This is a genomic window from Xaviernesmea oryzae (assembly GCF_900109605.1).
Taxonomy (GTDB): Bacteria; Pseudomonadota; Alphaproteobacteria; order Rhizobiales; family Rhizobiaceae; genus Xaviernesmea; species Xaviernesmea oryzae.
The window spans coordinates 16,254-41,191 of the sequence record NZ_FOAM01000001.1 but is presented as its reverse complement, the minus strand read 5'-3'; the positions used below and the strand labels follow the sequence as shown (position 1 = coordinate 41,191).

General features: G+C 64.2%; 19 protein-coding genes. 4 read left to right on the top strand and 15 right to left on the bottom strand.

What is annotated here, in order from left to right; genetic code table 11:
* Positions 1-3: 3 nt before the first annotated feature.
* From addA to BMX61_RS00110, 11 genes are all read right to left on the bottom strand, one after another.
* Complete coding sequence (gene addA / locus BMX61_RS00160; protein WP_407703725.1) at positions 4-3,576, bottom strand: double-strand break repair helicase AddA; 3,573 nt, start codon at positions 3,574-3,576, stop codon at positions 4-6.
* A gap of 7 nt (positions 3,577-3,583) precedes the next feature.
* Positions 3,584-6,751, bottom strand: a complete 3,168-nt coding sequence (gene addB, locus BMX61_RS00155) for a double-strand break repair protein AddB (protein WP_234794561.1) — start codon at positions 6,749-6,751, stop codon at positions 3,584-3,586.
* A gap of 93 nt (positions 6,752-6,844) precedes the next feature.
* The gene (locus BMX61_RS00150; RefSeq protein ID WP_075627514.1) at positions 6,845-7,567 is read right to left on the bottom strand and encodes a nucleotidyltransferase family protein; all 723 of its coding nucleotides are present in this window, start codon (positions 7,565-7,567) and stop codon (positions 6,845-6,847) included.
* 83 nt (positions 7,568-7,650) lie between these two features.
* Entirely contained in the window at positions 7,651-9,159 is a 1,509-nt protein-coding gene (gene tsaE, locus BMX61_RS00145; protein ID WP_075627447.1) for a tRNA (adenosine(37)-N6)-threonylcarbamoyltransferase complex ATPase subunit type 1 TsaE, read from the bottom strand.
* On the bottom strand, positions 9,159-11,633 hold the full coding sequence (locus BMX61_RS00140) for an ATP-binding protein (RefSeq protein WP_075627448.1): 2,475 nt from the start codon (positions 11,631-11,633) through the stop codon (positions 9,159-9,161). The genes tsaE and BMX61_RS00140 overlap by 1 nt, the downstream gene beginning before the upstream one ends.
* Positions 11,634-12,308: 675 nt before the next feature.
* A complete protein-coding gene (ahcY, locus tag BMX61_RS00135) occupies positions 12,309-13,709 on the bottom strand; it encodes an adenosylhomocysteinase (RefSeq protein ID WP_075627449.1) in 1,401 nt (466 codons plus the stop codon).
* Positions 13,710-13,939: 230 nt separating this feature from the next.
* The gene (locus BMX61_RS00130) at positions 13,940-14,212 is read right to left on the bottom strand and encodes an HPr family phosphocarrier protein (protein WP_075627450.1); all 273 of its coding nucleotides are present in this window, start codon (positions 14,210-14,212) and stop codon (positions 13,940-13,942) included.
* An 18-nt stretch (positions 14,213-14,230) separates the two neighbouring features.
* A complete protein-coding gene (locus BMX61_RS00125) occupies positions 14,231-14,632 on the bottom strand; it encodes a PTS sugar transporter subunit IIA (protein WP_075627451.1) in 402 nt (133 codons plus the stop codon).
* Positions 14,633-14,799: 167 nt separating this feature from the next.
* A complete protein-coding gene (locus BMX61_RS00120) occupies positions 14,800-15,258 on the bottom strand; it encodes an HPr kinase/phosphorylase (protein ID WP_075627452.1) in 459 nt (152 codons plus the stop codon).
* Positions 15,255-16,949, bottom strand: coding sequence for a sensor histidine kinase (locus BMX61_RS00115; RefSeq protein WP_234794564.1), 1,695 nt, complete (start codon positions 16,947-16,949; stop codon positions 15,255-15,257). Before BMX61_RS00115 ends, BMX61_RS00120 begins: the two co-directional genes overlap by 4 nt.
* Before the next feature lie 162 nt (positions 16,950-17,111).
* Entirely contained in the window at positions 17,112-17,849 is a 738-nt protein-coding gene (locus tag BMX61_RS00110; RefSeq protein WP_092742205.1) for a response regulator transcription factor, read from the bottom strand.
* Between the two features lie 328 nt (positions 17,850-18,177).
* Here BMX61_RS00110 and BMX61_RS00105 point away from each other — a divergent pair, with 328 nt between their 5' ends.
* From BMX61_RS00105 to BMX61_RS00090, 4 genes are all read left to right on the top strand, one after another.
* Positions 18,178-19,791: a phosphoenolpyruvate carboxykinase gene (locus BMX61_RS00105; protein WP_075627455.1), complete on the top strand. Its 1,614-nt coding sequence runs from the start codon at positions 18,178-18,180 to the stop codon at positions 19,789-19,791.
* Positions 19,792-19,986: 195 nt separating this feature from the next.
* Positions 19,987-20,421 carry an alternative ribosome rescue aminoacyl-tRNA hydrolase ArfB gene (arfB, locus tag BMX61_RS00100; RefSeq protein WP_075627456.1) on the top strand — a complete coding sequence of 145 codons (435 nt, stop codon included), beginning with the start codon at positions 19,987-19,989 and terminating at the stop codon, positions 20,419-20,421.
* A gap of 219 nt (positions 20,422-20,640) precedes the next feature.
* Complete coding sequence (gene lysM / locus BMX61_RS00095; RefSeq protein ID WP_075627457.1) at positions 20,641-21,102, top strand: peptidoglycan-binding protein LysM; 462 nt, start codon at positions 20,641-20,643, stop codon at positions 21,100-21,102.
* On the top strand, positions 21,099-21,752 hold the full coding sequence (locus tag BMX61_RS00090) for an alpha-ketoglutarate-dependent dioxygenase AlkB family protein (RefSeq protein WP_075627458.1): 654 nt from the start codon (positions 21,099-21,101) through the stop codon (positions 21,750-21,752). Before lysM ends, BMX61_RS00090 begins: the two co-directional genes overlap by 4 nt.
* 36 nt (positions 21,753-21,788) lie before the next feature.
* Here the strand turns inward: BMX61_RS00090 and coaA are convergent, their stop codons facing one another.
* The 4 genes from coaA to hisA all read right to left on the bottom strand — a co-directional run bounded on the left by coaA (position 21,789) and on the right by hisA (position 24,938).
* Positions 21,789-22,811: a type I pantothenate kinase gene (gene coaA, locus BMX61_RS00085; protein ID WP_083639413.1), complete on the bottom strand. Its 1,023-nt coding sequence runs from the start codon at positions 22,809-22,811 to the stop codon at positions 21,789-21,791.
* Positions 22,808-23,131 (bottom strand): phosphoribosyl-ATP diphosphatase, encoded by a 324-nt coding sequence (locus tag BMX61_RS00080; RefSeq protein ID WP_075627459.1) that lies wholly within the window; start codon positions 23,129-23,131, stop codon positions 22,808-22,810. The genes coaA and BMX61_RS00080 overlap by 4 nt, the downstream gene beginning before the upstream one ends.
* A gap of 302 nt (positions 23,132-23,433) precedes the next feature.
* Positions 23,434-24,198 (bottom strand): imidazole glycerol phosphate synthase subunit HisF, encoded by a 765-nt coding sequence (hisF, locus tag BMX61_RS00075; RefSeq protein WP_075627460.1) that lies wholly within the window; start codon positions 24,196-24,198, stop codon positions 23,434-23,436.
* Complete coding sequence (hisA, locus tag BMX61_RS00070) at positions 24,195-24,938, bottom strand: 1-(5-phosphoribosyl)-5-[(5-phosphoribosylamino)methylideneamino]imidazole-4-carboxamide isomerase (RefSeq protein WP_075627461.1); 744 nt, start codon at positions 24,936-24,938, stop codon at positions 24,195-24,197. Before hisA ends, hisF begins: the two co-directional genes overlap by 4 nt.

Genomic DNA, 24,938 nt, shown 5'->3' with positions numbered 1-24,938 from the left:
TGTTTACGCCTCTGCGGAAAGCGCGTCGAGAGCCTCCTCGAGTACGGCATCGTCAAGTGTGAAGACGGCGGGACCTTCCGTATAAACAAGCAGGCAGCGAAAGGCATGTGCCGGATAAAGCGGCCTCAGCACTGCGCGGTAAAGCGCAAGTTGAGCGCGGTGCACAGAGTCGATATAGGCGGCTTCGCTCGGCACCATGCGGTTGGTCTTGAAGTCGGCCAGCGTGACCACGCCGTCCTCCACCGCAATGCGGTCGATCCGGCCGGAGACGGCGACGGAGCGGCTGCCAAGTGCCAGGGTGCCCATGACGGAAACTTCCGCACGGCCCTTCGGGGAAAACAGCAGCGCCAACTCCGGCAAGCGCGTCAGGCCGAGCACATCCGCGATCAGGGCCTTTTGGCGCTGCTCCGGCCAATGCGGCACGGCGCGAGCGAGGTAGCGCAGGCCCGCCGCCTCCCGCTCGTCCTCCGGCATGCCGGGCAGCACCTGCAGGAAGCGATGGAGCAGCGCGCCGCGCAGAAGCGACGGGACGGGCGCCTTGCGCGAGAAGATCGAATTGGCAAGCAGGCCCGAGCGGTCCTGATCCTCGATTACCGCGCCGGTGCCCGATGGGCTCAAGGGGCGCGGCAGGCGGGGGAAGGGCGGCAGGGGTTTCGTCAGGGCGTCCGGCAGGGGCTTGAAGACCTGTTGTTCCGCCTTCGCGGCCGGGGGCGCGGCAAGGGTCTCGCCCGGTGCTGCCGCATGCCAGCGCAGGCCCTGCCATTCCATACCGCCGGCGGCAAAAGAGGCCGGTACGGCACGGCCTGCCGGATCGGCCGAAAGGCCGGAACTAACCATGGCATGCCAGCTCTCCGGATTGGCGCGTTTGCCCTGATAGCCGCAGATCACCAGCCGGTCGGCCGCGCGCGTCATGCCGACATAGAGCAGCCGGCGATATTCCTCTTCCGCCGCCTGTTTCAGCCGCGCCATATCCGCCTCAACCAAGCTATTGGACGGGCTTCTTGGCGCGCGCCAGACCGGCAGCGCGGCCGCCTCGCCGGTGCGGGCGGCGGGGTCGCGCATCAGCCGGAAGGACGGCACATGCTGGCTGGAAAAGGCCTGCCCGCCGCCATCGACCAGGAAGACGACAGGTGCTTCCAGCCCCTTGGCGGCATGGACGGTCATGATGCGGACCTCGTCGCGCTCCTTGTCCTGCTCGCGCTTGACGGTGGGCGCCTCGGCTTCCAGGCTGGCGATGAAGGCCTGAAGGCCGGGCAGGCTGTTCTTTTCGTGGTCCAGGGCGAAGGTCAGGAATTCATCGAGCACATCGCCGACCTCGCTGCCGAGCCGGGCGAGGAACGCGGCGCGGCCGCCATCATGGGCAAGCACACGGGCGTAGAAATCATGAACGCAGAGCCGGCCAAGCATCGCCTGCCAGTTCTCCAACCGCTGCCGCGCGGCCAGCAGCTGTTTCGGCGCATCCTCCTCCAGCGCTCGCAGCGCCTCCCAGAGGCAGACGCCGACGGGGCGACGGGGCGCGAGGTCGAGCAGGTCGTCTTCGCTCAGATTGAGAAGCGGGCTTTTCAGCACGGCCGCGAGCGACAGATCATCCTCGGGAAACAGGAGGAAGCGGCCGAGCGCCACCAGATCCTGAATGGCGATGTGGCGGGTCAGTACCAGCCGGTCGGCACCGGCGACGGGAATATCGCGCCGGCCCTTCAGCGCCCGGGTCAGCGCGCCGACAAAGGCGTCGCGCTTGCGCACGAGCACGATGACGTCGCCCGGCCGCATCGGCCGCGCCACGCCCTTTTCCATCACCGTCGCCTTGCCGATTTCGGCCTCCAGTACGGCGGCGATCCGACGCGCCAGCACATTGGCAGGCGCGTCTTCCGGGGTGGCGTCGAAGGCCGCGGTCCAGTCGTCCAGCTCCGGCTCCGGCGCGGGCAGGATCGGCTCCCAAACCTCCACCAGCCCGACCTGGCCGGACCGGTTGGAGGCGTGGATGACGGGCTCGTCACGGGCGCTCAGTCCCCGGGCATGGCTCGGCTGGGCGAAGACGGCATCCACAGCCGAGAGCACATCCTCGGTCGAGCGGAAGGAGAGCTGCAGCCGGATGGCGCTGAAGGGCCGGCCACCGCCCTGCACCCGCCGCGCCGCCGCCTCGCTTTCGCCGGCGAATTGTTCCGGCCGGGCGCCCTGGAAGGAATAGATCGACTGCTTCTCGTCGCCGACGGCGAAGAGCGTGCGGTTCAGCGTGCGCGCCGAAGCGCCGGAGAAGAAGTCGCCGGTCAGCGCGCGAATGATCGTCCATTGCACCGGGCTGGTATCCTGCGCCTCATCCACCAGCACATGGTCGATGCCGCGATCGAGCTTGTAATGCACCCAAGCGGAGACGCGGTCACGGGTCAAAAGATTGGCGGCGCGCCGGATCAGATCGTCGAAATCGAGCTGGCTGCGGCTCTTCTTCAAGGCGTCATAGTCGCGGTTCAGCCGGTCGGCCAGCGTCAGCGCCGCCTCGCTCGCTTCCACCATATGCAGCCGGTTCAGCCGGTCGAGAATGGCCAGCAGATGATCGCGGGCCAGGAGAACGGCGGATTCCAGCTCCGGTGCCGCCTTGCTCATCTTGGCGGTAAAGAAGGTGCTGTCGGCCAGCGGCTTGCCGGTGGAGGCGCTGAGAAACAGGGGCTTCAGCGCCTGCAGCCGGCCCAGCGGATCCTCGATCCGGGCGGCAGCGGCCAGGCCATCGGCAAAGGCGCCGGCCTTGGCGCCGCCGGCCGATCGGGCCAGCGCGATATAGGCATCCAAACTTGCGCCGGAAAGCGTCGGAAAGGGCCAGAGATCGTTAAGGATCGTCTCGGCCGTCTCCTCGGGCCCGAGCGCGAAGCTGCGCCGCAGCGCAAGCCCCGGCCCACCTTCGGCGCGGGTGCGGGCGAGAAAGGCCTGCACCTCGGCGCGCGCGGCCACCAGTTCGGACAGCAGCTTTTCAAGGCCCGTGTCATCGGCCAGTTCCAGGACGGTGGCGAAGGCATCGGCGAGCGCCGGATCGTAGCGGCTGGCTGCGGCGTTCAGCAGCAGCCTCCGGGCATCCGCCATCAGCACCGCCGCGGCCCGGTCATCGAGAACGGAGAAGTGGCCGGCGACATTGGCCTCTAGCGGAAACTGATGCAGCAGCGCCTCGCAAAAGGCGTGGATGGTCTGGATCTTCAGCCCGCCTGGCGTTTCCAAGGCACGGGCAAACAGCCGCCGCGCCTCATCCAGCTGCTGGCGGCTGGGTGCGCCGCCCTCCAGGCTGGCGATCTCAGCGGCAAGCGTTGCCTCGTCCAGAGTCACCCAGCGCGCCAAGCGCTCGAAGACGCGGTTCGACATCTCGGCTGCCGCCGCCTTTGTATAGGTCAGGCAGAGAATGGCCGAGGGGCGGGCGCCGGAAAGCAGCAGGCGGATCACCCGCTGCGTCAGCACATGGGTCTTGCCAGAGCCGGCATTGGCCATGACCCAGGCCGAACGCGTGGGGTCGGAGGCTTCCTTCTGCTTTTCCGTCGTCCAGCTGCGCCAGCCCTCGCTCGACTGGTCGCGCGGCCCATGATCGTCATCGAGGATGCGCATCTCATCCATCGTCGCTCTCCCCGGCCTCGGCCGTCGCCCATTCGGCCACCCGGGCGAGATGGTCATATTCGCCGCCGTAATCGCGCTCTTTCTGTACGATCACGCGCGAGGCAAAGCCGCGCTTGCCCGAGAGAAGCGCCGAGAGCAGGCCGGTGAGCTGTAATACGGCCTCATCGGCCAGCTCGGCGGCGCTCTTGCGCTCTTCCGACCCGCGCGCGCTGCCCTTGTCGTTATTGACGGTGTTGACCTCGAAGCGGTCGCCCGGCTTCAGCCTGACATAGAGCAGGTCGGCCGTCTCGCGCCGGTCGACGCCCTTAAAGGCGCTGCGCTTCAACGCAGCGGCCTCCAGCGGCAATTGCGGATCCAAGAGCGCACGCGCCTCCTTAGGCGAGGGATTGGAGCCGGTCTTGTAATCGACGATGACGGCAGTGCCGTCCTTGAGAATGTCGATGCGGTCGGCAATCCCTGTCAGGCGGAGCTGGCCAACGCCGAGCGGCAGGCTGGCCGGCACTTCCAGATGCGAGCGGAGGATATCGCCATGGCGGGAAATCTCCCATTGCAGGAAGGCTTGCGCCACGCCCTGGAAGCGCGGCCGCCAGATGACGTCGATATGGGCGGGCAGGCGGGCCTGGTCGAAGGCCTCCTCCACGATCGCCGCAATGCGCCTTTGCGCCTGCGGGCTTCCCGGCTCCAGATCCTCGCGCACGAAGCGCTCGACAATGGCGTGATAAAGCGTGCCGCGCATGGCCGCACCCGGATCGGCATTGAAATCATCGAGCGGCAGTAGGCGCAGGATGCGTTTGGCATAGATGGCATAGGGGTCGCGTCTCAGCCGCGTCACCTCGCTGAAGGAATAGCGCGTCGGCTGCAAGGCCGGGTCGGGCCTTGGCTGCGGGCGCGGGGCAAGCGGCTGGGGCGGCCGCTCGTCCAGCTGGTAGCCGAAATGGATGTGATCGCGCCCACGGGCGCGCATGGCCTCGGTGCGTTCCTTGCCGATGACGGCGGAGAGACGCTGCAGCCAGCGCGAGGCGACCGTCGGCGCGCTGCCCTTGCGCAAGGAGCGGCTGAGCACCAGCCGCCGCGTGCCGAAGGCCATATGAAAATCATGCGCGAGCTGGCCGATCCGCCGTTCCGGCGGCTCCAGGCCGATGCCGGTCTTCATGGCGCGGGACAGAAAGGGATCATTGGCTGTCTGCCCTGGCCAGATGCCCTCATTCATGCCGCCAAGCACGATCAGATCGACGCTTTGCAGCCGGGCCTCCAGTGCCCCGAAGATAAAGACGCGGGGATGGCGCATGGCGCGCGGCTTGATCGCCTCCCCGGCCATCAGTGCGTCCATGACATCGCACCATTGCGCGCCTGTCGCCTCGATCTGCCCATCGGTCTCGATCACGGCGGTGAGCAGGCGTGACAGGGTTTCGCCAGCTTCGCTATCCCAGAGCTCAGCGAGGTTTCCAGCCTCATCGGCGGCCGCCGCTTCCAGCGCCTCGCCCGTCGCCCGCGCCCAGTCGGCCAGCGACGGCTCTTCATCTTCCGTCTCGGCCAGGGCCAGCAAGGGCGTTGCGGCCGCGGCGATTGCGTCGGCAAGGGCCCGGGCGTCCTCCACCGCTTCGGGAGCAAGCACCTGGCGCCATTCAGGCAGGTGGCGCTCGTCGACGACTTCGGAAAGCCTGAGGTCGAGCAAAGCGGAGAGGCTGGCCAGCCGGGTCGCCTGCGTGCCGCCGCGCAGGGCTAGTCGTTCGATCAGCCGCCCGGCGGAGAGGACATGCTCGGAGGCATGGCCGAACAGCGCGAGCGGATGCTTGATCAGCGCGGCAATCGCCACGGGATCGCCGGGTTTCAAAGCGGCATTGAGCAGAAGCCGGGTCAGTGTGCCGGCCGGTGTGGCGGAGAGTGGCGTGCCGGCCGTATCGTCCGCCTCGATGCCGAAGCGCATCAACTCAGCCGAGACACGGGCCGCCAGATCGCGATCCGGCGTGATCAGCGCCGCCTGGCACGTATCGCTCGCCTCCAGAGAAAGCCGCATGGCCACGGCGATGGCCGTCGCTTCCTCGCGCTCATTGGCGGCTTCGATCAGGGCGACATCGGCAAAGGCGGCGTCGAGCGGCGCTTTGTCTTCTTCGGCCGTGCTCTCGCCCCAAGCACTGGTCTTTTCCACCGGCAGCAGCGCGCGTGACAGCGTGCTGGCGCGGACAGCCAGATCCGGCTCGACCATGCCGAGGATCGCCACGTCCTCACGCGTGCGGTTGAGACGGGCGAGGAGACGGAAGAGGCCATATTGCGGGTGGCTGCGCGTGGCGGGATCCGAGAGCGGGCCGCTTAGCGTTCCTTCCGGCGCAACGGCCGCCCATTCCTCAGCGCTCATCACCGTATCGAGCCCCGGCAGGACGATGGCGCCCTGCGGCAGATCCTGAACGGCGGCGATCAGGCGGGCGGTGGATGGAATCGAGCCGGTGGAGCCGGCAACGATGACGGGGCCGGTGATCTTGCCGGCACGCATGCGCTCCGTTTCGAAATCGATGACGGCATTGCGATGCCGGGCCGGGGAGGAGGCGCCCAGCTCCTGCAGCCGCGCCGGCCAGAAATGCCGGGCGATATCGAGAAATTCCAGCGTCAGCCGCCACCATTCCGCAAAGCTTTCGGCATCCAGCGTCCTCAGCGCCTCCCAGTCCAGCTCTTCGGTCTCGACGGAATCGATGATCGCCGAGAGGTCACGCGCCAGCCAGATGGCGTCGGCAGGGCTCGCAGGGGCGATAAGCGGGCTGTCGCCATGAATGTCGCGCACCACCTGCGGCAGGCGGTTGCGCCAGGCAAGAATGAGCCGGGCAAGCTCGATCAGCCGGCCGGCGGAAACGATCGGCGGCGAGAGATCGAGCGTGGCAGGGCTTTCCTCATCGAAATAGCCGCTATCGTCCTCAGATTCACCGAGCGGGCGCACCACCGGCAGGATCGCGGACTGTCCACCCAGCCGATCGACGAACTCCGAGCGCAGCACGCGCGCCGCGCGGCGCGTCGGCACGAAGATGGTGACATCGGCCAGAGAGAGGGGATCGGTAGGGTCGTAGCGAAACTCCGGAACCAGGGCACCGGCACAGAGCGACTCCACCAGCGTGCCGAGGAACGGCGCGCCGGGCGGGATGGTGAAGATATTTTGCCGGGTAACAGACACCCGATTCAGGCCCTTTCCTTGCGGCTTTGAAGACATGCTCCAAAGCAGCCTCTGTTCCTGAATAGCATCTGGCGCTGCATTTGTGAGCCCGCTTCAGGCCCTTTTCCCAAGACCGGCGCAGCGGGCGATGGTGTCTTCGGCCGCGCCAATGGCGTCGGGCGTGCCCACGGTGATCCACTCGCCGTCCATCACCATGCCGAACAGGCCGCCGCTTTCGATCACCCGGTCGAAATAGAGATTGAGGTTGAAGGCCTCATCAGGCGCATCGTCAAACAGTGCCCGGCGCAAGACGAAAGCGCCGGCATAGACCACGCCCTCGCCAAGATCCTCCCGATAGCGCACCAGCCGTCCGTCATCGAGCCGCGAGAAATCATGCCGGCCATTATGCCCGGTCGTCCGCTCCAAGGGCACGACGAGCATGGCCATATCCATTCGCGTTTCATCGAAGAAGGCGGCCAGGCGGGTCAGGTTCGATGGCGCCTCGGGATCCTCGCCGACCCAGAAGAGATCGGCATTCATCACCAGAACGATCTCGTCCGTGATCAGCTTCAGCCCCTTGGCAAGGCCTCCGCCTGAGTTCATCAACCCATCGCGTTCGTCGGAAATGACGATCCTCGGCCGTGCGCGCGCCGACAGATGCGCCTCCATCCGGTCGGCGAAGTGATGGACATTGACCACAGCAGTCGTCACGCCGGCCTCGTCCAGGAGGTCGAGCACATGGTCGATCATTGGCTTGCCCGATATCGGCACCAGAGGTTTGGGCATGGTGTCGGTGAGCGGCCTCAGCCGGGTGCCCAGCCCGGCGGCGAGCACCATGGCGGAGCGGATGGCAGGCCTGGCAGCTTTTCCCGCGTCAGGATGGACCGGATCGGAAGGGGAGGGCGAAGACATCGGCCGTCTCATGCCTTTTCATCTGCAAGCGGAAGACTGGCCTTCCGGCACCAGGCGGCGAGCGGCGCAAGCGCCGGGTGGGCCAGCGCCTCGGCGAGATAGGCCATGGTGCGGGGCATATGCTGCATATAACCCGGCTTGCCGTCGCGCTCCTTCAGCCGCACCCAGATGCCCAGCAGCTTGCAATTGCGCTGGGCCGCCATGATGTGGAAGTCACGCAGGAAGCGCTCGGCATTAAATCCGACATCCGCTTGGCGGGCGGCCAGATAGGTGTCGATCATGTGCGCGCGCAGATCAGGCGCGATGGTGACCCGCGCATCCTGGGCGAGCGCCGCCAGATCATAGGCCGTTGGGCCGATCATCGCATCCTGGAAGTCGATCAGGCCGATGCGCTCGGCCTCCGCCCTGTCTTCGCGCCAGAGAATATTGGGCGAATGATAATCGCGCAGCAGCAGATGCCGTTCGCCGTCAGCGATCAGGTCGAACAGGTCGCTCCAGATCGTCTCATAGGCCGCACGCTCTTCGGCCGTTGCCGGCGCGCCGCGCAACTGCGGCAGATACCAGTCGATCAGCAGGCTGGTCTCGATCGTCAGCGCCGTCAGGTCGAAATCGGGGATCTCATGCGTGATGCCGGGCGCGACAGGCAGGACACGTGGCATCGCCGTCTGATGCAGCCGTGCGAGAAGCGCGGCGCAGGCGACGTAGCGCTCCGCAATCGGCTGGCCTTCTGAATCGCGCACGCCGTCACTGCCGAGATCTTCCAGCAGCAGAAGCCCTTGGTCGAGATCCTCGGCAATAATTTCGGGCGCCGTAAAGCCCTCATTGCGCAGCCAGCGATCCAGCGCGACAAAAGGCGCCACGTCTTCTGCCAGATGTGCAAGCTCTGGATAGGTTTTGCCGTCCCTGACAACGGGACCTTGGGGCCGGCGCGGCGCATCCATCAGGATGAGATCCGCGGCCTCTGTACGCTTGATGCGCTCATAAGCGCGAACCGACGCATCGCCTGTGAGATAGAGACGTGTGGATCCGGCAAAGCCATTTCTCTCCAAGAACGCCCTAATCGCCAGGCTGCGGGAAATCCGCGCCAGCCGATCCGCAGGGCCGGCGAAGCGCGCAAGGCGGCCCTCGCCGTCGTGGCTCAGCGTCAGGGTGATCCGGTTGGCCGGCAGTTCGGCCTCGGCCCGCTCGGGCCATTCGACCAGACAAATGCCATCGGCCAGCGCCTCCTCCAGCCCCAACTCTTCCAGCTCGCTGCCATCGCCCAGCCGGTAGAGATCGACATGGGCGACGGGGATGCGGGTGGCATAGGCCTGCACGAGGGTGAAGGTCGGGCTCGGCACCTCCAGCTCCGGCTCTTCCGCCAGCGCCCGGATCAACGCCCGCGCAAGCGTCGTCTTGCCGGCACCGAGGTCGCCCGACAGCGCCAGGCAATCGCCCGGCTTCAGCGTGCGGGCCAGATCCTCGCCCAGCTTTTCGCTGGCCCTGGCATCGCCAAGGCGGAGCTCGATCCTATCCATCATTCCGCTGCCACGATCTGGCGCATTTCGCCTGAAGGGAGGCGGCAGGTGACTTCGGTGCCTTCGGTTTCGCTGGAGCGGATGGCGACGCTGCCGCGATGCAGCGTCACGAAGCTTTCGACGATCGACAGGCCGAGCCCTGCGCCGCCATGGGCGCCATGGCTTTCGAAGCGGTTGAAGACGCTGGAGATGACCTCCTGCGGAATGCCGGGGCCATTGTCCTTGACGGCGAAGACGAAATCCATGCCCTCGCGGCGGCAGGTGAGCCGGATGGTGCTGCCTTCGGGTGCGACATTGGCGGCATTGGCGATCAGCTTGATGAAGATCTGCTTCAGCCGCTGATGATCGGCCGTGAACCGGCCAAGCTTGTCCGGCGCTTCGATGGAGAGCGTCACGCCGCTTTCCTGCAGCCTGTCGGCCATGTGCAAGGCCACCTCATCGAGGAATTCGGCCAGATCGATCTCGCTGAGGTCGAGCTCGACAATACCGGCATCGACGGTCGCGAGGTCGAGAATGTCGTTGACGATGGTCAAAAGCAGCGAGGAGGAGGTGGCGATATGATCGACATATTCGGCCTGGCGCGGGGTCAGCGTACCGAAGGCCGGGGTCTTCAGAAGATCGGCAAATCCGATGATATTGGTCAGCGGCGAGCGCAGCTCGTAGGAGACATGCTGGACGAAGTCGTTCTTCAGCGCGTCTGCCATCTGCAGCGCCTCGTTCTTCTCCTTCAGCGCCCGTTCCACCCGCACGCTGTCCGTCATGTCGACAAAGGTCAGCATGGTCTGCGCATTGGGCAGGGGAATGACGTTGAAATCGAGGATCAGCCCCGTGCGCAGCTCCAGAATGCCGCGCAGCGAAGGACGCTCGTCATCGAAGCTGGTGATCAGCTGGGCGAAGCGCTTCCAGCCATCGGCGGAATCGTAGGAGGCCGCGCAGGCCTGCTCGATCACCTTGATATGCGTGCCGGGCTTTACCTCGGCCTCGGTCACGCCCCAGAGCGCGCGAAAGGCCGGGTTGGACAGGCGGATGCGGCCATCCGGTCCGAAAACGGAAACGCCTTCGCTCAGATGATCGATGGTTTCGCCCTGAACATGGACCAGCGTGTTGTAGCGGGTTTCAAGATCGACGCGCTCGGTGAGGTTTTCGAACACCCAGGTGGCGCCGCCCTGAGGCCGGGCGGTGGCGACCACGCGCAGCGTCTGGCCGTTCGGCAGATGCCAGAGATCGGTCTGGGTGTCGATCGCCTGATAGACGGAAAGCGCCTGTTCGCGCCACTGCCGCCAGTTCAGCTGTTCCGGCAGCTTGCCGCGCTCGCGTAGGCGGTCGAGGATCTCGCCATTGTCAGGCTTGCGCATCAAGGTGGCGGTATCGAGATCCCAGAGCCGTTGGAAGGCCTGATTGTAGAATTCGAGCCGCTGGTTGCCATCGAAGATCGCCACCGGCGTGGTCAGCTGGTCGAGCGTTTCGGCATGGCTCTTCAAGGTCCGGGCGAGTTCCTCGCGCACGCCCTCGACAGCGGACACGTCGACCGCGAGGCCGGCCGAGCCTTGCGTCGTCTTGGCGTCGATCACCTCGAAGACGCGTCGATTGCCATGGACGACGGCCGAGAGCGTATCGCGGAAGGGCACGTCATAGGTGGCGCCGGCGCGGATCTTCTCGCGCGTGATGGTCGGCAGGAATTCGCGCCCCTCGGCAATGGCTTCGGCCACGGTGCGGGCTTCGACCGCATTGCGATAGGCTTCGTTGACCCAGATCAGCTTGCCATCCGTGCCGCGCTGCCAGACCGGAAGCTCCGTCGCATCGAGCAGGGCATGCAGGCCGACCAGCGCGGTGCGCAGCCGGTCGCGCTCCAGCCGCGCTTCGGCAAGCTCGGCGCGCAGATTGGACAAGGCGACGAAACGCACGAAGGCGCGCCCGCCTGACACACGGCCCTGCACTTCAACGATTTCGCCCCGCAGCGTATCGACGATCAGATCGAAGCTTTCGGCGCGCGAGCGGAGCCGGTCGATCGCCTGGTCGAGCGCAGCAGCAGAATGCGCCTTGATCCAGCGGCCAAAGGCGAGAAAGTCGCGATCTTCGACCGGCGCACCCGTCTCGGTCGGCAGAGAGCCGATGAATTCCGGCCGCTCATGCGGGCCTTCCCACACGACGATGCGCCGGTCCTTTTCCGTCAGAAGCGCCTGGAGACGGGCGACGCGCTGGTTGGCGTCGGCAATCATCGCCGTCAGATCGCGATTTTCAACCTCGGCGCGGCCGCGCTGGCGGCTGAGCCAGACGGCCGATATCGTGGCCGCGGCGCCTGCGCCGGCGAGAACGGCCAGTGTGATCACCTCGCTCGACTGCAGCAGCGCGCCACTGAAGCCGTCAGCCGCAAAAGCCTCGCCGCCACTCGTCACAAGGCAGACGCCAGCCCAAAGCCGCGCAGCCAAGGCCGTCATGCGGCTTGGTCTCCGGGTGATCTTGTCTCGTGTCATTCTTTGCCTGTCCCCGCTGCCGGACAATGCACGGGCAGGCCCGTCCATCGTCCGCATGGTGCTCAACGACGTTTCACGGTGTCCCTCCGCCAAGAGTGCCGTGAAACGTCCCGTCAAAAGAAATGAAAGCCTGGCATGCGCCCCTCTGGATGCGAACATGCGGCTTCGATTGCAAAGATTGCCGGCGTCGGATCTGCAGCCATCATGGCGCAAAATGTCCTGGCACCCGTTCGTTCCTCCTCTGCCTGTGGGCCAGAGCGCCAGCCTCCAGGCTTCACGTTCTTTGTGCCGATCGCGTGGCGGAACGAAGCTTTGCGTCGGTCTTCTTACGGCTCGGGGCTTGCGCCGAACCTGCCGAACGGATGGCGAGGCCTGACATTTGCAGCCTCCTCCGCCTCACCGTGCCGTCGTAAGGCTGCTCAAGTGTCTGACTTCGATCAGGTATTTCTCAGGTGTCCTTGACTTCGGGGCCTTGGAGAGCAGGCAAAAGAAAGGGACGCGCAGCTGGTGGCCGCGCGTCCCTCTGATCTTCGAATGTTCGGAGGCCTTGCGGCGTCCGGCCCTGGATCATGATGATGTAAGACCCGTTCGGTCTGAAATCTGAATCATGATCTACGTTAAAAAGTCAGAGCGGGATTTCAGGCGAAAACCGCTCACACTTTTCGCCGTCCCGCTTTAGTAGCGGTAATGCTCGGCCTTGAACGGGCCCTGTGCGGGCACGCCGATATAATCGGCCTGTTCCGGGCGCAGCTCGGTCAGCTTGGCGCCGAGTTTGGCCAGATGCAGGCGAGCGACCTTCTCGTCCAGGTGCTTCGGCAGAACATAGACGTCGTTCTTGTATTCGCCGGGCTTGGTGAACAGCTCGATCTGGCCGAGGACCTGGTTGGTGAAGGAGGCCGACATGACGAAGGACGGATGGCCCGTCGCATTGCCGAGGTTCAGCAGGCGGCCCTGGGAGAGCAGGATCATCCGGTTGCCGCCGGGGAATTCGACCATGTCGACCTGCGGCTTGATGTTGGTCCACTTGAGATTGCGCAGCGACGAGACCTGAATCTCATTGTCGAAATGGCCGATATTGCCGACGATCGCCATGTCCTTCATCGCCCGCATATGCTCCAGGCGGATGACGTCGCGATTGCCTGTCGTGGTGATGAAGATATCGGCCGAGGAGACGACGTCTTCCAGCTGGACGACTTCAAAGCCGTCCATGGCAGCCTGCAGCGCGCAGATCGGGTCGATTTCCGTCACCTTGACGCGGGCGCCGGCGCCCTGCAGCGAGGCGGCCGAGCCCTTGCCGACATCGCCATAGCCGCAGACGACGGCGACCTTGCCAGCCATCATCACGTCGGTGCCGCGGCGGATGCCGTCGACAAGCGATTCCTTGCAGCCATATTTGTTGTCGAACTTGGACTTGGTGACGCTGTCATTGACGTTGATCGCCGGGAAGGGCAGCAGGCCCTTCTTGGCCAGTTCATACAGGCGGTGAACGCCCGTCGTGGTTTCCTCGGTCACGCCCTTGATCGCGTCACGCTGCTTGGTGAACCAGCCCGGCGAAGCCTGAAGCCGCTTCTTGATCTGTGCGAACAGGATCTCTTCCTCTTCCGAACCGGGGTTCGACAGCACGTCTTCGCCGGCTTCGGCACGGGCGCCGAGCAGGATGTACATGGTGGCGTCGCCGCCATCATCGAGAATCATGTTGGACAGGCCGTCATCGGCCCACTGGAAGATCTTGTCCGTGTAGGTCCAATATTCTTCCAGCGTCTCGCCCTTGACGGCATAGACCGGAATGCCCGAGGCGGCGATCGCGGCCGCGGCATGGTCCTGGGTGGAGTAGATGTTGCACGAGGCCCAGCGTACCTCCGCGCCGAGCGCCACCAGCGTCTCGATCAGAACGGCCGTCTGGATCGTCATGTGCAGCGAGCCGGAGATGCGTGCGCCCTTGAGCGGCTTGGAGGCGCCGAATTCCTCGCGGCAGGCCATCAGGCCGGGCATTTCGGTTTCGGCGATGTCGAGTTCCTTGCGGCCAAACTCCGCCAAGCCGATATCGGCAACCAGATAATCGTGGGTCGTGCTCATGTCAGGGCGTCTCCAGCTGAAGCCACTGTCAGGTCGAGGCGCCGGATGGGCCTGCCCGAAAGCGGCATGAATGGCTTTGGGCGCGCGGTGCGCGCCATGGACCAGGCCGGCGGGCCTGGAAGGGCGGGATGGCAGCACGGCGCCACTCTCCCGCGCATGGCACGAGATCTAACAGGAAAAAGGTGAATGAGCAATGGACATATAAAGACGTCTTTATGTCTTTATATGGTTCATATTTCCTCGCCGAAGCGGTCGGCAACCAGGGCCTCGAGCGCGTCGAGCGCGGCTTCGGCATCCTCGCCGGTGGCGCTGACCTGAATGGTCGAGCCGGTGCTGGCGGCCAGCATCATCAGGCCCATGATCGACAGCCCACCGACGGTCATACCGTCCTTGGAGACGTGGATCTCGGCCTTGAAGGTTTCGACGGTCTGGACGAATTTCGCCGATGCGCGGGCATGAAGGCCGCGTTTGTTGACGATCGGAAGGTCGCGGGTCAGCGTCATCAAGCTTCGTTCTGTTGGTTATTTTCCGCTGAGCACACGGCTGGCAACATTGATATATTTGCGGCCCGCTTCGGAGGCCTCGATCAGCGCCTTGTCCATGGTGCTTTCGGCACGCACGCCGGCAAGCTTGATCAGCATGGGCAGGTTGACACCCGCGATCACCTCGACCGTGCCGCTCTGCATCACGGAGATCGCGAGGTTCGAAGGGGTTCCGCCGAACATGTCGGTGAGGATGATCACGCCATTGCCGGCATCGGCCGCCATCACGGCCTCCAGAATATCCTGGCGCCGCTGGTCCATATCGTCCTCAGGGCCGATGCAAACCGTTTCAATGGACTTTTGCGGACCGACGACATGCTCAAGCGCATGCCGAAACTCCTCTGCCAGCTTGCCATGCGTGACAAGCACAAGTCCGATCATGATGTCTTTGCTCCACCTGCGCGACGACCGCCTTCGAAACGAGCAGCCGCATAGCGCAATGCTGATATTTCGTCCACCGTCGGGGCGGCCATCTTGGCAAGGAAAAGGCGAAGTGCAAGTTAAAATTCCGCACCTGCGTTCCAGCTTTGCTCTCGATCCGCTCCGTTTTAATGCATTTTGTGCGCTTGGGCGGCCAGCAAAAGGCCAAGCCGAAGCGTGGGGTCCACCCCATCGCCATGGGGAAGGCGGATCAGCGGAAGGCTGATCCCGGGCGCGAGTTCGGCCCTTTCGTCCTCCGGCGCGATCCGCTCAACGCCCTCAAGCGCAACCGGCCGCACCGCGTAATCCATCACCGCCGCCGGCACATGGAAGACGGGAACGATGGCGCTGCCGCGAATTTCCGCCAGCCCCGCGATGACAGGTGGCTGCCGGGCGATGATCACGCCGCCTTCCGAGGCAATCAAAACTTGGTCATCCCCGACAAAAGCGGAAAACAGGCCGGCGCGGCGCGCCCCCTCGACCGCCGCCAACGCCAGTATGGTCTTGCCGCTGCCGGACGGCCCGATGAACAGAAGGCCCGTCGTGCCCACGACGACGGCGGTGGCGTGAATGAAGGTGCCGCTCACGCCTCGGTCTCGGCCGGCAGAACGAGGGTAAAGCGGGCGCCGACCACCCGGCCGGTGTCGTCCTTCATGTTTTCGGCCTTCAGCGTTCCCTTATGCGCCTCGGCGATCTGGCGCGATATCGACAGGCCAAGGCCGGAGTTCTGGCCGAAATCCTCGCCTTCGGGACGGTCCGTGTAGAAGCGCTCGAAGATCCGGTCGATATCTTCCGCCTGGATGCCCGGCCCATTGTCTTCCACCTGCACGATGCAGCGGTTCTTGCGGCGGGCAAGGCGCACGAGAATGCGGCCACTGTCTTCGGGCACGAAGGAGCGGGCGTTTTCGATCAGGTTGGTGACGATCTGGCCGATCCGCAGTTCATAGCCGGACACCTCATAGCGGGTACGCGGATCCTTGCGATCGACAATGAAATCGAGCTGCACCGCCTTCTTCCGGCTGCGGATCTGCCGGGAAATATCGACCAGATTGGCGAGCAGCTTTTCCAGATCGACCGTATTGGCGTCGCTGCGGGCAAGCTCCGCGTCGAGCCGCGAGGCGTCGGAAATATCGGTGATCAGCCGGTCGAGGCGGCGCACATCATGCTGGATGATGTCGAGCAGGCGCTGCTTGCTCTCCTCGCTGCGGGCCAGCGGCAGGGTCTCCACTGCGCTGCGCAGCGACGTCAACGGGTTTTTCAGCTCATGGCTGACATCGGCCGCGAAGCTCTCGATCGCGTCGATCCGGTCGTAGAGCGCGCGGGTCATATCGCGCAGCGCGATGGAAAGATTGCCGATCTCGTCCTGCCGGGAGGAGAAGTCGGGAATTTCCTGCCGTTCCTTGGCGCCGCCCCGCCTGACACGGATGGCGGCCGCCGAGAGACGGCGCAAGGGATTGGCGATGGTAGAGGAGAGAAGCACCGAGAGAATGACGTTGACCAGCGCCGCCACGCCGAAGACGCGGATGATGGCGAGGCGCTCGGCATGGACGATCTTGTCGATATCGCCGGCCTGGGTGGACAGCAGGAGAACGCCCAGCACGGCGCGGAAGCGCTGAACCGGCACGGCGACGGAAACGATCAGCTCGCCCTTTTCGGTTACCCGCACCACGGCGCCGCGCACACCGGTCAGCGCATTGACGACCTCGGGATAGATCGAGCCATTGCCGCCCGGCGGCTCCTTGTAGAGCGAGAGATTGCCGGGCTGTAAGAGCCGGTTGAACCAGCCGTTGACCCTATCGGTAAAGCTTGTCTCGTCCGGGGTGATCGAAGGCAGGTCGAAGCGCAGCACCTGGCCGCCGGTATAGAGATGGCGGGAGTCGAGCAGCAGATCGGCATCGGCATCGTAGAGCCGTGCGCGCGTGCGCGTCGGAGAAATGAGCCGGCGAAGGATAGGCGCGACCCGCTCCTGCGTGATCGGAAATTCGAGGTCCTCGTCGCGTGGCACGGGGGTGATGCTCTGGCCGGCCTGAAGTTCCAGAAGCTTCTGCGGATCGATGGTGATCGAATTGGTATCGACGGAGGCGGACGCGGCGATGGCGCCGGCAATGATCTCGCCCTGGGTCAAGAGGCTTTCGACGCGTGCATCGATCAGGCCCTCGCGGAACTGATTGAGATACATGATGCCGCCGACCAGAACGACCAGCGCCACGAGGTTGAAGAACAGGATACGGCGCGTCAGGCTGGAGAAGACCGCATTGCCGAACAGCCGCCGGATCAGCGTGAAGGGATGCGACCAGCCGGCAAAGCGCCGACGCGGGGTTTCCGCCGCCTCTTCGCCATCGCCCTGCCGGGCCGTATTCTGTGTGAGGACGTCCGTCACCCTGCCTTACCGTCTTCCGCTGTCAGCCATGCGGCATCGTGTCTGCGCGATCAGCGCGCCTCATGCCGTTTCGCGGAACCTGTAGCCCACGCCATAGAGCGTTTCGATCATGTCGAAGTCGTTGTCGACCATCTTGAACTTCTTGCGCAGCCGCTTGATGTGGCTGTCGATCGTGCGGTCATCGACATAGACCTGCTCGTCATAGGCCGCATCCATTAGCGCGTCGCGGCTCTTGACCACGCCGGGTCGCTGGGCGAGCGAATGCAGGATCAGGAATTCCGTCACCGTCAGCGTCACCGGCTCGTTCTTCCAGGTGCAGGTGTGGCGCTCTTGGTCCATGACCAGCTGGCCGCGTTCCAACGAGCGCGAAGGTGCGTCATCCTTTGCTTTCGGCGCTGAGGTGCCGCTGCCAGCATTGGCGGCGGCGGCCTCGCGATTGGCCGAACGGCGCAGGATCGCCTTGACCCGCTCGACGAGCAGCCTTTGGGAGAAGGGCTTGGTGATGAAATCGTCCGCGCCCATCTTCAGGCCGAAGAGCTCATCGATCTCCTCGTCCTTGGAGGTGAGGAAGATTACCGGCAGATCGGATTTCTGCCTGAGACGGCGAAGCAGCTCCATTCCGTCCATGCGCGGCATCTTGATGTCGAAGATCGCCAGCTGCGGCGCGCGCGCCAGCAGCCCGTCCAGCGCAGAGGCGCCATCCGTGTAGGTCTCGACCTTGTAGCCTTCCGCCTCGAGCGCGATCGAAACCGACGTGAGAATGTTTCGATCGTCGTCGACGAGTGCGATTGTCTGCATGATACGCTGCTCCATCATTCTTCTTCATGCTCCAGGTCGCGGTGGATCGTCTCCGGAGTGTGAGTCTTCTAGTATAAAGCTGGAACAAATTGTGGCGAAGCGAAATCGCCTTTTGAACGAGCAGGTCGCAATCTTTTCTTCAACCCGCTGAAAATGGGGCCGGCAAGGAGGCGATTCAACCGATTAAAAATCAAAGGATTTTCTTTAAATCGATTAAATAACTGATTTTAATAGGAAATTTTCGATAGACTCTTGCGCTTTTCAGTATCGGTCTCTATGGTCTGCGTCATCCCATCCCCGCCGCTTCAGCCGAAAGGAAAAAGCGATCATGAAGCAGACAGGTCTTTATAATCCGGCTCAGACGCTGGACACGCTCGGCTTCACGGAGCTTTCCGCAGTCGCCTACAATCTTTCGGCAGCGGAACTGTACGAAGAAGCGGTTCGTCTGGGCGAGGGGCAGGTCAGCGCACATGGCGCGCTCTGCGTGGTGACGGGCCAGCACACGGGCCGCTCCGCCAAGGACAAATTCGTCGTCCGTGATGCCAAGACCGATGGCCAGATCTGGTGGGACAACAACAAGCCGATGTCGCCCGAACATTTCGAGCGCCTGCGTCTGGACATGCTCGATCACGCCCGCGGCCGCTCGCTCTTTGTGCAGGACCTGATCGGCGGCGCCGATGCCGAAAATGCGCTGCCCTCGCGCATCGTCACCGAATATGCCTGGCACTCCCTCTTCATCCGCAATCTTCTGATCCGCCCGGACGCGGAGGCGCTGAAGAGCTTCGTGCCGAAACTGACGATCATCGACCTGCCGCACTTCAAGGCAGACCCCGAGCGCCACGGTTGCCGCACGGAAACGGTGATCGCCTGCGATCTTGAAAACGGCCTCGTTCTCATTGGCGGCACCTCCTATGGCGGCGAGATGAAGAAGTCCGTCTTCACCGCGCTCAACTATCTTCTGCCGGCCAAGGGCGTCATGCCGATGCATTGCTCGGCCAATGTCGGTCCGCAGGGCGACTCCGCTGTGTTCTTCGGCCTGTCCGGCACCGGCAAGACCACGCTCTCGGCCGATCCGAACCGCACGCTGATCGGCGATGACGAGCACGGCTGGGGCGCCGACGGCATCTTCAACTTCGAAGGTGGCTGCTATGCCAAGACCATTCGCCTTTCGGCAGAAGCCGAGCCGGAAATCTTCGCGACCACGCGCCGCTTCGGCACGGTGCTCGAAAACGTCATTCTCGATGGCGCTCGTGTGCCGGATCTCAACGATGGCCGCCTGACCGAAAACACCCGCGCCGCCTATCCGCTGGATTTCATTCCCAATGCCAGCGAAACCGGCACGGCCGGCCATCCAAAGACGATCATCATGCTGACGGCGGATGCCTTCGGCGTGATGCCGCCGATTGCCAAGCTGACGCCCGACCAGGCGATGTACCACTTCCTTTCCGGCTACACCGCCAAGGTCGCCGGCACGGAAAAAGGCGTGACAGAACCGGAAGCCACCTTCTCCACCTGCTTCGGTGCCCCCTTCATGCCGCGTCATCCCAGCGAATACGGCAATCTTCTGCGTGATCTGATCTCGCAGCATGGCGTGACCTGCTGGCTGGTGAATACCGGCTGGACCGGCGGCGCCTATGGCACCGGTCGCCGCATGCCGATCAAGGCGACGCGGGCGCTGCTGTCGGCAGCGCTGGACGGGTCTCTCAGCCATGCCGAATTCCGCACCGATGCCAATTTCGGCTTCGCCGTGCCGGTCGCGGTCGATGGCGTCGACAGCGCGATCCTCGACCCTCGCTCGACTTGGGCCGATGGCGATGCCTATGATGCTCAAGCCGGAAAGCTGGTCGACATGTTCGTCACCAACTTCGCCAAGTTCGAAAATCATGTCGATGGCGGCGTGCGCGACGCGGCACCCGGCGGGCTGAAGCTCGCTGCCGAGTAAGCCGTTTCTTATCTATGATTCACGTGAAACCCGGCTGCTCGCGGCCGGGTTTTTGCATGTGGACCGCTCCGGAACGTCAGCCTGATGCCACGGCCTTCGCTGGCGGGTTTGACTCCGGGGTGCTGCGGCGACATATCTTCAGCCAGGACCAAGGCTGACAAGGCGCGATCAGGCAAAGCAAGGCGGGCAGGGACCATGGCGAGTGCGCCGCTTTACATCAACGACCGGATCACCATCGCCGGCTGGGAGCTGACGGAGCAGTTCGTGCTGGCCGGCGGACCGGGCGGGCAGAATGTCAACAAGGTCTCCACCGCCGTTCAACTCTTCTACCCGCTCGCCACCTCGCCTGCGCTGCCGGAGCGGGTACGGGACGCGGCCATTCGCCTGGCTGGTCGCCGCCTTTCCAAAGAAGGTGTGCTGATGATCGAGGCCAGCCGCTTCCGCAGTCAGGAGCGAAACCGCGAAGATGCGCGCGAGCGCCTGAAGGAATTGATCCTCAAGGCGGCCGAACCGCCGCCGCCACCCCGGCGCAAGACGCGGCCGACCCGTGGCTCGGTTGAGCGCCGTCTGAAGGAAAAGAGCGGTCGCGGGGACGTGAAGCGTCTGCGCGGCCGGCCCGACGGAGATTAAAGCCCGGCCATATAACGATGCATCCGTTAGCGGCGAGCGCTCGGTCGCCAGAGCAGGTGCATGCTGCGCGCCAAGCCGCCTCGTCCGCTTTGCCGTTTTGCTCTGGCCCAATCATTCCGGGACTCTATCTGCCTGCAGATCCTTCGCTTCATGCGTGGCGAAGGGCTGAACCAAGGCACCGGTGTCGTTGCAGCACCGGGCGCGACAAGGGAGAGCACAATGAGCATTTTCGATTTTATCAAGGAAGCCGGCAAGAAGCTTGGCATCGGCCATGAAGACACGGCGCCCCAGCCGGAAGAGGTCAAGAAGGAGCTCGACTCTCATGATCTCGGTACTCAGGACGTGAAGGTCGATGTCCAGGGCGACAAGGTCGTGCTCAAGGGGTCCGTCAAGGATACGACCGCCTTTGAAAAAGCGATCATCGCCGTCGGCAATACGCTCGGCGTCTCCAAGGTCGAGGCCTCGGACTTGAAGGTCGAACAGGCTCCGGATGCTCCAGCCCCCGTGTTCTACACGGTGAAGAAGGGCGATACGCTCTGGAAGATCGCCGAGGAGCAATATGGAGCGGGCAAGGGCGCTCATAACAAGGAAATCTTCGAAGCCAACAAGCCGATGCTGACCCATCCTGACAAGATCTATCCGGGCCAGGTGCTGCGCATTCCCGCACTTGCGGCAAAATGATCTCCGACGGGCCTGACAAGCCGCCACGGCGGGGGGCTTCGGCCCTACCGCCGGGCGTACGATTTCTTCCCGGACATCTCGATGCGGTCGTGCAGGCGGAGCTGATCGCGGCGATCCGCGAGATTGTTCGCCAAGCTCCGTTGTTTTCGCCCGAAATGCCGCGGACTGGAAAGCCGCTGTCGGTGCGCATGACCAATTGCGGTCCGCTCGGATGGGTGACGGACAAGGTGCAAGGCTATCGCTATCAGCCGCAGCATCCGGTGACGGGCAAGGCCTGGCCACCGATCCCGCCCCCGCTTCTCGACCTTTGGCGCGACCTCGCGCCAATCGCCCCGCCCCCAGAGGCGTGCCTCGTCAATCTTTATGGCCCGGAAGCGCACATGGGCCTGCATCAGGACAAGGATGAGAGCACGTTCGACGCGCCGGTCCTTTCGGTCTCGCTGGGGGATGAGGCCCTGTTTCGTGTGGGCGGAACGATGCGCGGCGGGCCGACGACGTCCTTTCGCCTGCGCAGCGGCGACGTGCTGCTGCTCGAAGCCGAAAGCCGGCTGGCCTATCACGGCGTCGACCGGATCTATCCGGGTACAAGCACGCTTCTGCGTCAGCCAGGCCGCATCAATCTGACGCTGCGCCGGGTCACACCCTCTTAAGCCTCTACCGAACGTGAATCCGGATAAGACAGCGGATCAGAGTTTACGGAGCGCCACGGTCTCGATCAGGTGGTTGGGGCCCTTGGTCAGGATCAGGTCGGCGCGGGGCCGGGTGGGCAGGATGTTCTGGCGCAGATTGATCAGGTTGATCCGGCTCCACAATCCCTCTGCTACGGCCAGCGCCTCGTCTTCGCTGATATCGGCATAGCGTTTGAAGAACGAATTGGGATCCTTGAACGCCGTTTGGCGCAATCGCATGAAGCGATCGACATACCAGCTGTGGATCAACGTTTCGCCGGCATCGATATAGATCGAGAAGTCGAAGAAGTCGGAGACCATCGGTACGATCTTGCCATCAACCGGCAGATTGCGCGATTGCAGGACGTTGATGCCCTCGAAGATCAGAATGTCCGGCCGGTCGACCAGCTGCACCTTGTCGGTGAGCACATCATAGGTCAGATGCGAATAGGTCGGCGCTTCCACGTTCGGCTCGCCCGCTTTGATCGCGGAGAGGAAGCGCAGCAGTGCGCCGATATCGTAGCTCTCGGGAAAGCCCTTGCGCTCCATCATGTTCTCGCGCTTGAGCACGGCGTTGGGATAGAGAAACCCGTCCGTGGTCACCAGATCCACCTTGGGGCTGGACGGCCAGCGCTTGAGAAGCTCCGCCAGAATACGCGCCGTGGTCGACTTGCCGACGGCCACAGAGCCGGCGATGCCGATGACGAAAGGCGTCTTCATTTCGCCGGACATGCTGAGGAAGCGCTTGCGCTGCTTGAACAGCAGCTGCGAGCTTTCGACATGCGCCGAGAGCAGCCGCGACAGCGACAGATAGATCCGCCGCACTTCCTCCAGGTCGATCGGGTCGTTGAGCGAGCGCAGCCGCTTGACCTCGTCGGCCTTCAGCGTCAGCGGCGTATCGGCGCGAAAGCGCGACCATTCCTCGGCGGTGAAGAAGTGATAGGGGGAATAGCCGTTGCGGTCGAGATGATCCTCCGCATGGGGCGAGGGCCGCTGCGGCAGGCGACCCTCGGCCGCAATATCCTTGGCGATAACAGTCATTGCGCCGGTCGTCCTGCCTTTTCCGCCAGTCCCGATTGGCCCGTGCGGTGGGCAAGCTCGGCCATGACATCCTGCAACGGAATTCCGGCGAGCTTCAAGACAACAAGCAGGTGATAGAGAAGATCCGCGCTTTCAGCCGTGATCTCCTGCCTGTCTCCGCCAAGTGCGGCGATGACGGTTTCCACCGCCTCTTCGCCGAGCTTCTTGGCGGCGCGCGGCTGACCCTGCGCCACCAGTTTCGCCGTCCAGGATTCCGATGGCGAGGCCTTGGCTCGTTCGGCGACGATCGCCTCCAGATCGGACAGGGTGAATGCGCTCATCGATCGTCCTCTCCTTGCCGGCCAGACCGGCACTCCTCATGCGCCGGTCTCGCCTTCGTCCACGGCAGCTCGGGCCTTGGATGACCAGGCGCCCATTGATCCGGTCCCCGCGCTTGCCTGGCTGTCTCCGTTACCGCAGGCCTGCCACGCCTTCATGCGACATGCTGTAGACCAAATCTTGCATGAATGTCTTGAAAAATAGGTCAGCCAGGGCTTGCTTCACCGCATGGGGAGGAAATGCGCTTCAGCACGTCGCGCTTGAAGGCGCTATCCCCCGGACTGCCCCATCGCGACCTTCGACATCAATCGAGCCGCACCGGGATGCCATGCGCGGCCATATGCTGTTTGGCTTCATCGATCGTGTAGGTGCCGAAATGGAAGATCGATGCAGCCAGCACGGCATTGGCATGCCCGTCTCGCACACCTTCGACCATGTGATCGAGCGTGCCGACGCCGCCCGAAGCGATGATCGGCACCGGGACCCGGTCGGCGATGGCCCGGGTCAAGGCGATGTCGTAGCCGATCTTGCCGCCATCCCGGTCCATTGAGGTGACGAGCAGCTCGCCTGCACCCCGCTTGACCATGGCTTCGGCGAAATCGAGCGCGTCGATGCCCGTCGCATTGCGCCCACCATGGGTAAAGATCTCCCAGGTGTCGGGGGCGGTTTGCTTGCAGTCGAGCGAAACGACGATGCACTGGTCGCCGAACTTGTCGGCCGCCTGTGCGACGAAATCGGGGTCACGCACGGCAGCGGAATTGATCGAGACCTTGTCGGCGCCTGCGAGCAGCAGCTTGCGGATATCCGCCAGCGTGCGCACCCCGCCACCCACCGTCAGCGGCATGAAGCATTGCTCGGCGGTACGGGCCACGACATCGAAAATCGTCTCGCGGCCATCGGAGGAGGCGGTGATGTCGAGAAAGCAGAGTTCGTCCGCGCCGGCCGCATCATAGGCACGCGCTGCATCGACGGGATCGCCGGCATCGATCAGATTGACGAAGCTCACCCCTTTGACGACGCGTCCATCCTTGACATCAAGGCAAGGAATAACACGGGCTTTGAGGGTCATGCCGAAACTCCCTTTGCCGCTTTCAAAATCGCCAGCGCTTCGGCGGGGTCGATGCGGCCGTCATAAAGCGCCCGACCGGAAATCGCACCTTCGAGCCGCACGGCGTCAGGCGCGGCCAGGCGCCTGATGTCATCGAGCGAGGCGAGCCCGCCCGAGGCGATGACCGGGATGGAGACGGCATCGGCCAGTGCCAGGGTGGCCTCCCAGTTGATGCCGGTCAAAATGCCGTCGCGGTCGATGTCGGTATAGATGATCGCCGAGGCGCCGGCCCCTTCGAAGCGCCGGGCAAGCTCGAGCACGCCGAGCTCGGACGCCTCCGCCCAGCCTTCGACGGCCACCCGGCCACCCTTGGCGTCGATGCCGACGGCGACCTGGCCGGGAAAGCGGCGACAGGCTTCGATCACCAGCTCGGGATCGCGCACGGCAACGGTGCCGAGGATCACGCGCGCCAGACCCTTGGCAAGCCATGCCTCGATCTGCGCCAGCGTGCGGATGCCGCCGCCAAGCTGCACCGGATTGCGCGTGGCGCCCAGGATCGCGTCCACCGCCGCGCCATTCTTGGATTCTCCGGCAAAGGCGCCGTCGAGATCCACCACATGCAGCCATTCGAAGCCTTGCGCCTCGAAAGCACGGGCCTGATCGGCCGGATCCGGATTGTAGATCGTCGCCTGGTTCATGTCGCCGAGCTTCAGGCGCACGCATTGGCCGTCTTTGAGATCGATGGCGGGAAAAAGGATCAT

Excerpts from the sequence above, each read along its gene's own strand:
- hisF (WP_075627460.1), bottom strand. The coding sequence starts at position 24,198 with ATGACCCTCAAAGCCCGTGTTATTCCTTGCCTTGATGTCAAGGATGGA.
- coaA (WP_083639413.1), bottom strand. The coding sequence starts at position 22,811 with ATGACTGTTATCGCCAAGGATATTGCGGCCGAGGGTCGCCTGCCGCAG.
- BMX61_RS00125 (WP_075627451.1), bottom strand. The coding sequence starts at position 14,632 with ATGATCGGACTTGTGCTTGTCACGCATGGCAAGCTGGCAGAGGAGTTT.
- BMX61_RS00090 (WP_075627458.1), top strand. The coding sequence starts at position 21,099 with ATGATCTCCGACGGGCCTGACAAGCCGCCACGGCGGGGGGCTTCGGCC.
- BMX61_RS00130 (WP_075627450.1), bottom strand. The coding sequence starts at position 14,212 with ATGACGCTGACCCGCGACCTTCCGATCGTCAACAAACGCGGCCTTCAT.
- BMX61_RS00110 (WP_092742205.1), bottom strand. The coding sequence starts at position 17,849 with ATGCAGACAATCGCACTCGTCGACGACGATCGAAACATTCTCACGTCG.
- BMX61_RS00150 (WP_075627514.1), bottom strand. The coding sequence starts at position 7,567 with ATGGTGCTCGCCGCCGGGCTGGGCACCCGGCTGAGGCCGCTCACCGAC.
- ahcY (WP_075627449.1), bottom strand. The coding sequence starts at position 13,709 with ATGAGCACGACCCACGATTATCTGGTTGCCGATATCGGCTTGGCGGAG.
- BMX61_RS00080 (WP_075627459.1), bottom strand. The coding sequence starts at position 23,131 with ATGAGCGCATTCACCCTGTCCGATCTGGAGGCGATCGTCGCCGAACGA.
- BMX61_RS00105 (WP_075627455.1), top strand. The coding sequence starts at position 18,178 with ATGAAGCAGACAGGTCTTTATAATCCGGCTCAGACGCTGGACACGCTC.
- BMX61_RS00140 (WP_075627448.1), bottom strand. The coding sequence starts at position 11,633 with ATGACACGAGACAAGATCACCCGGAGACCAAGCCGCATGACGGCCTTG.
- tsaE (WP_075627447.1), bottom strand. The coding sequence starts at position 9,159 with ATGGATAGGATCGAGCTCCGCCTTGGCGATGCCAGGGCCAGCGAAAAG.
- lysM (WP_075627457.1), top strand. The coding sequence starts at position 20,641 with ATGAGCATTTTCGATTTTATCAAGGAAGCCGGCAAGAAGCTTGGCATC.
- hisA (WP_075627461.1), bottom strand. The coding sequence starts at position 24,938 with ATGATCCTTTTTCCCGCCATCGATCTCAAAGACGGCCAATGCGTGCGC.
- arfB (WP_075627456.1), top strand. The coding sequence starts at position 19,987 with ATGGCGAGTGCGCCGCTTTACATCAACGACCGGATCACCATCGCCGGC.